6 protein-coding genes and 1 pseudogene are annotated in these 10,558 nt (G+C 74.6%); all 7 read right to left on the bottom strand.

Going from position 1 to position 10,558, the window contains the following annotated elements; genetic code table 11:
• Nucleotides 1-928 (bottom strand): annotated as a pseudogene (locus tag A0J59_RS19335) (hypothetical protein); the annotation flags it as partial.
• Nucleotides 925-1,782, bottom strand: coding sequence for a PP2C family serine/threonine-protein phosphatase (locus A0J59_RS19330; protein ID WP_064317175.1), 858 nt, complete (start codon nt 1,780-1,782; stop codon nt 925-927). The pseudogene A0J59_RS19335 and the gene A0J59_RS19330, both read right to left, overlap by 4 nt.
• Nucleotides 1,779-3,398, bottom strand: coding sequence for an RDD family protein (locus A0J59_RS19325; protein ID WP_064317174.1), 1,620 nt, complete (start codon nt 3,396-3,398; stop codon nt 1,779-1,781). Before A0J59_RS19325 ends, A0J59_RS19330 begins: the two co-directional genes overlap by 4 nt.
• Nucleotides 3,395-5,896, bottom strand: coding sequence for a transglutaminase family protein (locus A0J59_RS19320; protein WP_064317173.1), 2,502 nt, complete (start codon nt 5,894-5,896; stop codon nt 3,395-3,397). Before A0J59_RS19320 ends, A0J59_RS19325 begins: the two co-directional genes overlap by 4 nt.
• Nucleotides 5,896-7,233, bottom strand: a complete 1,338-nt coding sequence (locus A0J59_RS19315) for a DUF58 domain-containing protein (protein WP_064317172.1) — start codon at nt 7,231-7,233, stop codon at nt 5,896-5,898. The genes A0J59_RS19320 and A0J59_RS19315 overlap by 1 nt, the downstream gene beginning before the upstream one ends.
• Before the next feature lie 109 nt (nt 7,234-7,342).
• Nucleotides 7,343-8,317 carry a MoxR family ATPase gene (locus tag A0J59_RS19310; protein WP_047234172.1) on the bottom strand — a complete coding sequence of 325 codons (975 nt, stop codon included), beginning with the start codon at nt 8,315-8,317 and terminating at the stop codon, nt 7,343-7,345.
• Nucleotides 8,318-8,368: 51 nt separating this feature from the next.
• Nucleotides 8,369-10,558, bottom strand: a 2,190-nt coding sequence (locus tag A0J59_RS19305) for a fibronectin type III domain-containing protein (protein WP_172820090.1), incomplete at its 5' end; no start/stop codon positions are given.

Here is a 10,558-nt window from a genome sequence, read left to right as displayed (position 1 = left end):
GCAGGGACGGCTCCCCCGCGACCGGGGCCGGCGGGACGGGCGGGGTCACGGCGTCCGGGGGTGCGGGCTCGTCGTGGTCCTCGTCGTCCTCGGTGCGCACCGCCGCGTCCTCGACGGTCCGCAGGATGGTCGACCCCCACAGGTGCGAGTAGTCGTCGTCCTCCTCCGGAGCCGCGGCGGCCTCGGACGCCTCGACCGCCGCCGCGGGCTCGTCCGCGACCACCGGCGGGGTCGGGACGTCGGACTCCGGCTCGGGCGCGATGGTCTCCTCGGGGAGGCGGAGCGTCGCGCCGAGCGGCGGCGCGGCCACCACGGGAACGGACGCGGGCTCCACGGCCGCCGGCTGGACGGCCGAGCCCCAGGAGGGCCGGTCCCTCGGTGCGGGCTCGGCGACGGGCGCGTCGTCGTCCAGGAGGTCCGTGGCGGCCGGCCGGGCGGGGCGCTCGACGAGCGGCCACGCGACGGCGCCCGCGAGGACCACGCCGGAGACGAGCGGCAGCGTGGCCGCGTCCCCGAGCAGAGGCTCCCCGGCCGGCGCCTCGTCGAGGGTGCCGACGACGCCGGTGTCAGAGCGCACGAGCAGCTCGACGACGTCGTCCAGGACGCGCTCGGACCAGGTGGTGACGCCTTCGCCCTCGACCCGCACGCGCTCGCCGCCGTCGAGCTCGAGGGTGACGGTCACCCGGCCGCGCGCGGCGACGTGGACGCGACGGTCCGCGACGACCGCGACCACGAACGGCGGCACCGTCCGCAGGCTCGAGCCGAAGGCTCCGGTGAGGACCTGGAGCACCTCGACGACCCCTGCGTCGGTGCCGAGCTGGTCCCAGACCTGCTCGACGAGCGAGGCCTCCACCGGACCCGGCAGCACGACGACCGTGCCGCCTCGCACCACGGCGCGTGCGGTTCCCGTGACGTAGCGCAGCGTCACGTCAGACCCCCGATCTGGAGACGAACATCCCTGGGCAGCGTGTCCTCGTCGACGGCCGGGCCCGGCGCCCCGGCATGGTCGCGCGGTGTCGTGCTCCCGCCGCTCGTGTCGTCGGACACGCCCGTCGCATCGACGACGACGACTGTGATGTTATCCCGGCCACCGGCCGCGATGGCCTCGTGGACCAGCCGCTCGGCGGCGGCCTGCGGGTCGGGTGTGGCGAGCAGGACCTCGGCGATCCGCTCGTCCGTGAGCTCGCCCGTCAGCCCGTCCGAGCAGACGAGGACGCGGTCGTGCCGCTCGATCGGCAGGTACCAGAAGTCCACCTGCGGGGCGTTGCGCGAGCCGAGCGCGCGCGTCACGACGTGCCGGCGCGGGTGGGTGAGCGCCTCCGCGGGCGTCAGCAGCCCGGCGTCGACCATCTCCTGGACCTCCGAGTGGTCGACGCTCACCTGCTCGAGCTGCCCGCCGGCGAGGTGGTAGGTCCGGGAGTCGCCCACGTTGACGACGAGCCAGTACGGGTTCCCGTCCTGCTCCGAGACCACCACGCCGGTGACGGTGGTGCCCGCCCCCCGGCCGGGCTCGGTGACGATGGCCTGCACGTTCTCCTGCGCGACCGCGATCCGGTCGCGGACCTCGTCCGGAGTGACGACGTCGAGGTCGGCGAGCGGCCGGAGCGCCTCGACGGCCGTCGTGCTCGCGACCTCGCCCGCCTCGTGACCACCCATGCCGTCGGCGACGAAGAAGACGGAGCGCGAGACGAGGAACCGGTCCTCGTTGAGGAGCCGGCGTGCGCCCCGGTGCGACGCCGCGCCCCAGGCGAGGTGGACCTCGGCCGGCAGCTCGGTCGTCATGCGGCACCGGGGTGGACGACGATGCGGCGGTCGCCCACGTGGATCGTCGCGCCGACGGGGACGCGCACGCGGGTCCCGGGCTCGGCGACGCGCGGCGGGGCTCCCGGCACCGAGACGACGGTGCCGTTGGTGGAGCCGCGGTCCGTCAGCCACAGGCCGCTCGGGTCCGCCCGGAGCTCGGCGTGGGTCTTGGACACGGACCGCGTGGGGTCGTCGACCGCGACGAGGTTCCACGGGCCGCCGTCGGGCGCCTGCGGGTTGCGGCCGAGGAGGGTCGGGCGGTCGACGGCGCGACGCTCTCCGGACTCGAGCTCGATGACGACCGACACGTCGGGCGCGGGGTCCATGGCACGGACGTCCCGCGCCGTCATCCGCGTGCTGTCCCACTCCGCCTCGGCGGGCTCGGGCGTGGCTGCGGCGGCGGGCGCGGTGGCGGCGGGCCTCGCGGCGGGCGCCGCCGGCGCCACCGGCGTGGACGGCACCGGCGCGGCGGGGGTCGGCGGCGCGGGAGCGGCGACGGGCGCGGGGCCTCCCCCGACGCCGGGGACGCCGGTGATCAGGCCGCCGCCCGCGGGCGCGGCGGGCGACGGGAACGCCCAGGGGTCCGGGACCGGAGCGGCAGCCGCCGGCGCCTCCGGGGCGAACGCGCCCGGGGAGGCGGGTGCGACCGGGGTCGCGGCGCCCTGGCCGCCGACCGGGGCGGGCGGGTACGGCGCGTAGCCCGTCTGAGCAGGTGCGGGGGCGTAGCCGGGCTGGGGCGCCGGCGCGTACCCTCCGGCCGCGCCGTACCCGGCGCCCGCGGGCGCACCGCTCACGAGCGAGGCCACCCCCTCGAAGCCCGCGCCCGGCGACGCGGGGGCGACACCGCGCACGTCGAGCACGAGGGAGCGGCCGGCCTTGTCGTGCCACCCCTGCGACCGGCCGGAGGAGTCGAAGCCCGGGCTGAGCAGGACCACGAGGATCCCGCCCGCCGGCACGACGCCGACGATGATCCAGCGCAGCGCGGCCCGGCCGAAGCCGATCGGCTCGCGCGTCCCCGCGTCGACCGTGCGGATGCCCGTCAGGAGGTTGCCGAGCGTCTTGCCCGTCGAGCCCTCCCAGAACCACACGCCGACCCACCAGGCGAGGGCCAGGACGCCGGCCACCACGTAGACGACGAGCATCTTGCCGATCAGCGCGGCGGCCTCGTCCTGCGTCACGACCTGGACGCTGCCGAGCGGCGCTCCGACGATCGCGAGACCCGCGACGACGACCACCAGCGCGACGAGGCCCGGGACCGCGACGTCGACCACGTAGGCGAGGAAGCGTCGACCCCGCCCGGCGAACGGGGCGGAGGCCAGCGACGACGACGGCGCGGGTGCGGGCTGGCCGAAGGCCTTCTGCGTCGCGGCGTACACCTCGGGCTCCGTCGTGGTGTCGGGCGCCGAGTGCGGGGCCGCCGCGTACGGGAGGTCCGATCCCGCGCGCGCGGCGACGGCCTGGACGCTCCCGACCGGGCCCGCGGCGGGCTCGGCGACCGGCCGCCCCGTCCGGGGGAACGGCTGCCCGCACACCGCGCAGAACGCGGACCCCGAGGACTGCGCGGACCCGCAGGCGGCGCACGTCACGTCGCTCATGACTCGTCTCCCTGTCGTCTCGTCGGCTCCGACGGCGACCCTGCCGCCGGGGGCACGGCGCCACCCTTCGTGCCGGCGCGGCGGCCGGGCAGCCACCGGCGCAGACCCGAGGAACCGGAGGCCGCGCGCACGGACCGCAACGAGAGTGCGGCACGGACGCGGGCGCGACGGTTCACGGAGGAGCGTAGCCCCACGACGACGGAGTCCACGTCCGCCCAGAAGGCGTCGATCTCCTGCTCGCTCGGCTCGCCCTCGCCGAAGACGGTCGCGTCGGCCCGGTGCGCGAGCGGGATCGTGGCCGTCGCGCCGTAGGCCTGGGAGAGGAGGCCGGCGCCCTCGCGCCGTGTGGAGCCCGCGGGGACGGGCGTCCCGAGGTCCGTCGCGGTGTCGAGGACCTCGCGCCAGCCGCCGCTCACCCGGTCCACGGGACGTGCCGCCGCGCGACGTCGGGCCCGGCGGCGCGCCTTGTAGGCGAGCACGAGGATCACGGGCAGGGCGAGGAGCGCCAGGGGCACGACCACGGCGACCGCGACGAGGGCCGCCTGGCCCCAGTCGAAGCCGTCGCTCTCGGCCTTCTCCTTCTCCTCGTCGTCGACCTTCCCCGCCTCGGCCTCGGCAGGCTCCTCCGGCGGCTCCGGGTCCTCGAGGATCGGGGGCTTGGGCACCTGGAGGCTCTTGGGCTCCGGCTGGATCTTGTTGTCCTCGTCGGGGATCGCCGTGACCGGCACCCAGCCGTAGCCGACGAACGGCACCTCCGCCCAGGCGTGCACGTCGGTCCCGGTCGCCGTGAACGGCTCGCCCGGCTCGAGCGGGTTCTTCTCCAGGTCCGGGTAGAAGCCCATGACGACCCGCGCCGGGATGCCGGCCTGGTTGGCCATGAGGGCGAGCGCGACGGCGAACTGCTCGTCGTCGCCCACCATCTCCTCGTCCGCGAGGAGGGTGTCGATGCGCTCCGCCGAGTGCCCCGGCCGCGAGGGCGGCTGGGTGTCGAGACCGCTCGAGAACACACCGCTCGCCACGAGGCCGTCGCGGAGCGCGAAGAGCTGGTCGACGGGCTCGGTCTCCTCCCCCATGAACTGGGCGGCCTTGCCCGCGAGCGACGCGGGCAGCGCGTCCTTGGGCGGGGTGGGGACCTCGATCGACTGGTCGATCGCGCCCGCCCGCAGGTCGTCCTCGGTGGGCTCGACCGTGACGAGCGTGTCGAGCGTGTACGAGTCGCCGGGGCGCAGCCCGGCGGTCGTCAGCGCGGTGCCCGTCGTCGAGTTGTAGTACGTCGTCTCGCCGAGCTCGCGCGCGCGGTCGCCCGCGTAGGTGATGCCCTCGAGCGTGCCGACGTCGGGCACCCACACGCCGGTGTACTCCCCGACCTGGACGTCGACGCGCGTCGGCGTCCCGGACGCGACCGTGGCGATCTCCTCGCCCGCGCGCGTGTAGACGCCGGAGCCGGGCAACCCGCTGGAGACGTCGTAGACGACGCCGTTGTAGGTGTCGAGACCGGCGAGGCGGACCTTGGCGCCGGCAGGGAGCCCCCGCACGGTGAACAGCTCGTCCTCGCGCATGTCCTTGGCGTACTTGCGGAACGCCGTGAGCGGGCTCACGTACTCGTGCAGGTCGAGCGGCGGCACGACGGTCTCGCGCAGCACGGTGCGCGGCTCGTCCGGGAGCAGCACGGGCGCGGCGAACGCGGCCGCGACGCCGCCGACGACGAGCATCGCGGCGCCCGTGCGCACGCGGTGCCACCAGAGCCGCCGCGTCGCGGCCTTGCTCGCCTCTGTCGTGATCTGGTGCGCGCCGAGCCGGGAGGCGGTGACCCGCCACCCGGCCCACAGCAGGCCCACGCCGCCGACGACGAGACCCTGCGCGACCGGGAACGCCGCGATGACGGTCCCGAGGAGGATCACCCCGACGAACGCGACCACGACGGGCACGAGCGCCCACGCGGCGCGGCGCGCACGCCACGCGATCGTCCCCGCGAGGAGCGCGGTGGCGAGCATGAGGAGGTACGGGACGACCGCGAGCTCCGGGAAGGAGTGCAACGGCGGGACCGTGGTGACGAACTCCTTCCAGCCCGTGACGGCGCCGCGGAGCAGGTCGGTGATCGTCTGGAGCGACGGGACGACCCCGCCGATCGCGTCGGCCGGGAGCGCGAGCGCGCCGCCGAGGAGCAGGTAGGCGACGACCGCGACCACGAGCACCGTGGCGGCCGACCACCGGCGCCAGGCCCCGAGCCAGGCGACCAGGAGCCCGACGACGGCGCCGCCGGCGGCCGGGACGAGGTACCCGGTCGACCCCCACACGGGCCCGAACCCGACCGCGACCGCGCCGAGGACGAGGACCAGCGCGAGCGCGTCGACGGCACCGAGTGCCGTGAGCGCCCGCGGGGCGTCGGCGCCGCGCAGCCGGGTCGTGTTGCGCTGGGAGGTGCCGGAGGACGGGGCCGGCGTGCCGACCGGGGTGGCGCGGCGCGAGCCGCGCGTCGTGGTGCTGGGGGCGCTCATCAGTCGTTCAGCCTCCGCAGGGCGAGGGGGAGCTCGCCGAGCTCGCCGATGGTGAGGACGACGAGCTCCGCGATCGCGTGCCGGCTGAGCGAGGCCCCGGGGACGCACTGGATCGCCATGACGCGGACGTCCTGGGGAAGCCGGGCGGACGCCGCCCGCAGCTCGGTGGGCGTCACCCTGCTGCCGACGATGAACGCCACGACGGACGCGTCGCTGATCGTCAGGCCGGCGACGCGGGCGACGTCGACGAGCGACGTGCGCTGCGCCCGGGTCTCGACGCGCGCGAGGTCGTCGAGCAGCCGGGTGCGGTGGTCGCCGCGCAGGTTGCCGTCGTTGACGAGGACCGTGACGCCACGGTCCTCCTTGATCGCCTGGAGCCCGAGCGACCCGCACGCGCTCACGGCGAGCTCGAACTCGTCGTCGTGCGCGTAGTCCTCCGCACGCGTGGAGAGGAGGACGGCGAGGTGCGACCGGCGCGTCTCCTCGAACTGGCGGACCATGAGCTGCCCGGTGCGGGCCGTCGTCTTCCAGTGGATGTGCCGGCGGTCGTCCCCCGGGACGTAGTCGCGCAGCGCGTGGAACGAGACGTCCGAGTTGGAGATGTCCGTCGTGACGCGGCCCTCGAGGTCCTTGAGGAACCCGGTGGACGAGCCCGAGAGGTTCTTCACGCGCGGGTGGACGAAGAGCTCCTCGGGCTCGGTCCAGACGACCTCCCGGCGCAGCAGGCCGAGCGGGTCCGCCCGCACGGAGCGGACCGGTCCCACGGAGATCACCGAGCGCCGGTGCGTCGGCACCGTGAAGATCTCCTCGTGGCTCGCCTGGGGGCGCAGGCGCGGGACGGGGAACGTCGCCATGCCCTGCCCCACCGGGAGCTCCATGACCGACGGGAGCAGCGGCCGCCCCGAGTCGTTGCGCACGTCGAGCCGCCCCACGGCGCGGTCGCCGACCGTGACGCGCTGCTGCGCGAGGTCGAGCACGACGGCGTAGCGGAAGCGGCCCAGCACGAACGCGATCGCTGCCAGCAGCGACACCGTGAGCAGGACCGCCACCACCAGGAGCTCGAGCCACGAGAAGGCCAGCCCGGCCCACCAGGCCCCGATGGTGACGACGAGCGCCGCCCAGCCGAAGGGGCTGACCGCCGAGGTCACGGGCTCGACGGCCCGCGCCGCCGGCGCCAGCGCGCGTCCGACGGGCGCCGCGACCCGTCGGAGGGGCGCCGCGAGGGGTCGGAGCAGACCGGCGAGGGCCGACGACGCGGGTGGCGTGCCGGTCCTGCCGCGCGGGCTGCCGGAGCTGGCGCTCGGGCGGCCGGTCGAGGGGCCGTGTGAGGCGTTCATGCGATGAGCTCTCGATCGGTACGGGGAAGGACGGACCGCCGTCGGAGGTCCGCACGGCAGCGCGGACGGGCGGGATGGGCGGGCGGCGTGGGGAGCGCCGCGCCTCCGGTCAGGCGGAGCGTCGCTCCTGCGGCGCCGCGACGTCGGCGAGGAGGCGGCCGAGCACGGCCTCGTTCGTCGCGCCGGCGAACTCCGCCTCCGGGTCGAGCACGAGACGGTGGGCCCAGGCCGGCTGCGCGAGCTCCTTGATGTCGTCCGGCAGCACGTAGTTGCGGCCGTGGGCCGCGGCCCAGACCTTCGCGCAGCGCACGAGCGCGAGCGAGCCACGGACGGAGACGCCGACCCGGACCTCGGGCGCGTTGCGCGTCTCCTCCGCGAGGCGGGAGACGTACTCGAGCACCGCACCGTCGACGTGCACGCGCGCGGCGAGCTCGGCCATCTCCGTCACGGCCTGCGTGGTGATGAGCGGCTGGAGCGCCTTGCTCCGGTCGCGCACGGCGGCACCCGAGAGGATCTCCACGGTCGACGCGTGGTCCGGGTACCCGATCGACGCCTTCATGAGGAAGCGGTCGAGCTGGGCCTCGGGCAGCCGGTAGGTGCCGGCCTGCTCGATGGGGTTCTGCGTCGCGATGACCATGAACGGGCGGCCGACCTCGTGGCCGACGCCGTCGACGGTGACCCGACCCTCCTCCATGACCTCGAGGAGAGCGGACTGCGTCTTGGGCGACGCACGGTTGATCTCGTCCGCCAGCACGATCGACGCGAAGATCGGGCCCTGGTGGAACTCGAACTTCCCGGTCTTCTGGTCGTAGATCGTCACGCCGGTGACGTCCGAGGGGAGCAGGTCCGGCGTGAACTGGATGCGGTTGTTCGTGCCCTGGACGCTCGCCGCGAGGGCGCGGGCGAGCGACGTCTTGCCGGTGCCCGGGGCGTCCTCGAGGAGGATGTGGCCCTCGGAGAGCATGCACGTCAGGGTCAGGCGCACCACGTGCGCCTTGCCCAGGACGGCCTGGCCCACGTTGCCGACGAGGCGGTCGAAGGTCTGAGCGAACCAGGCGGCCTGCTCGGGGGTCATGGTGGTCATTCGTCGCTTTCCGTTCGCTGTGCTGGAGGCGTGCTCGGGGTCGTCGAGCCGCTAGTACCAGGTCATGGAGTTCGTGTTCCCGATGGTCGTGTCGATCCGCACCGACGAGCCGGGCTGCCCCCAGACGCACTGCTGGCCGCCCGAGTAGTTTCCGTTGCCGTCGGTCCGCAGGGCTCGACCCTGCGCGTCGTAGCTGTAGTTGCCCGACCCGATCCGGTCGCCACCGCCGTAGCAGGTGGTCCGGAAGGCGGTGTTCGGCGGTCCGTCCTTGATGGTCAGGTACAGCTCGGCGCACGACGAGTGGGTGCACACACCGGGCCAGTTGCCGTCGGGGAGCTTGTGGTTGCTGCCCTTGCTCACCGTGAACACGGGCTCGGGCTTCTTGTCGGACGTCGCGGACCGGCAGGTCTCCTTCGCCGCACCCTCCGTGGGCGTGACCTTGACGCAGATCTCGCGCGTCGCCGAGTACCCGACGCTCAGGGTGCCCGAGCCCGACTTCGCGCTGGACTGCACCGCGCCGCGGACCGACACGCTGTAGTCGCGGCCGTTGTCCGAGGTGGACCAGCGGTAGGAGATGCTCTGGTCGCCGCCGGTCATGGACACGTCCGGCGCGGGGATCGGGCCGTACGGCGACTCCCGGTTGGCGCTGGCTGCCGCCCCGGGCTCGCGTGCGCCGTCGACGCCCGCGACCGCGCGCACCTTGATCGTGTACGGCGTGCCGTTCGTGAGGCCTCCGACGATCTTGTTGCCGCCGAGCGCCTGCCAGCCGCTGCCCGCGTCGTACTGGTAGGAGATCTCCTCTGCCCGGACGCCGTTGCCCGACGCCGCGCCGAACGAGAGCTGGATCTGGCCGTTCGTCCCGTTCGCGTCGGCGCTGAGGTTGGACACCGTGCCCGGGGTCGCGAACGCACGGACCGGGTCGGACGCCGGCGAGAACTCCGCGTCGCCGAACTTGTCGGTGGCCTTGTTGTGCGCCTTGACACGGAACGTGTAGCCGGTGGTGTCGGCGGGCACGCCGAGGGTGGCCGACGTGGCGCCTCCGGCAACGGTCGCGGTCCTGACCACGGAGCCGCCCTGCACCGCCTCGACGGTGTAGGAGGTGATCGCCGCACCGTTGTCGTCCGGCGCCGCCCACGAGACCTGCATCTGCGACGTGTCGCCGATGGCGGTGCGCTTCGCCGAGGGCTTGCCCGGCGCCGCGGGCTTGCCCGCGGGTGTCTCCGCCGCCGAGTACTCGCCCCAGTCCGAGGGGTCCGGGGCGCGGTTGTTCGCCCGGACGCGCACCTTGTACGCCACGCCGTTCTGCAGCCCGTCCCAGGTCACGGAGGTGCCGGTGAGCGCCGTCTTCTGGACGGCCCCGACCGGCGGCGCCGGCGAGATCTCCAGGTCGACGGTCTCGATGGCGGAGCGGTCGGTGTAGGTCTGGTTGGTCCAGGTGACGGTGAGGGACTGGTCGCCGAACTCGAGGGTGGGCGCGGCGGGCGGGTCGGGCTTCTCGTCCGGACGCGCGACGGCGGAGGCCGGGGAGGCGGGGCCGTCGCCGACGGCGTTGGTCGCGAACACGGTGAAGGTGTACTCGACGTTGTTGGTCAGGCCGTCGAGGGTGCAGGTGGTGGTGCCGCAGGCCTTCTCGTAGCCGTTCTGGGATCGCACGGTGTAGCCCGTGATCTCGGCGCCGTTGTTGTTCGGCGGGTCCCAGGACAGCACGACGGTCTTCGACCGGACCTCCTCGACCTGTGGCGTCGCCGGAGCGTCCGGCTTGCCGAGCACCGTGAGCTGGATGCGGCCCTCGACCTCGCGGTCGGGATCCTTCGTGGCGTCCTGCACCCGGTACCTCACGACCATGACGCCGATGAAGTTGTCGCGAGGCGTCACCGTGACCTGGTCACCCGCGACGCTCGGTGTGCCCTGACCGGTCTCCACGACCGCGTCGACGAGCTTCAGCGGGGTGTCGGGGAAGGGGTTGGAGTCGTTGGCGAGCACGGGGACCGTGGTCGGCTTGCCCTGGTGGGCGTCGTCGACGGTGTCCTGGTTGGCGCGCGCGAGGGGTCGGGTGGAGGCCACGACGGTCAGGGTCGCGGTGCCCTCGACCGGGGGGTGCTCGCCGTCGGTGACGGTGATCGGGACCTGCACGACCGAGCCCTTGGGGACCTCGGGGGTGGCCTGGGCGTGCAGGGTGGTGCCCTCGACGGTGACGGTCAGGCCCTGGGCCTGGCCGGTGGCCTTGAAGGTCAGGGGGTC

This window comes from Cellulosimicrobium sp. I38E, from assembly GCF_001647255.1.
GTDB lineage: Bacteria > Actinomycetota > Actinomycetes > Actinomycetales > Cellulomonadaceae > Cellulosimicrobium > Cellulosimicrobium cellulans_E.
Note: the sequence above shows the minus strand (reverse complement) of the source record. Positions and strands in the feature narration are given on the sequence as shown.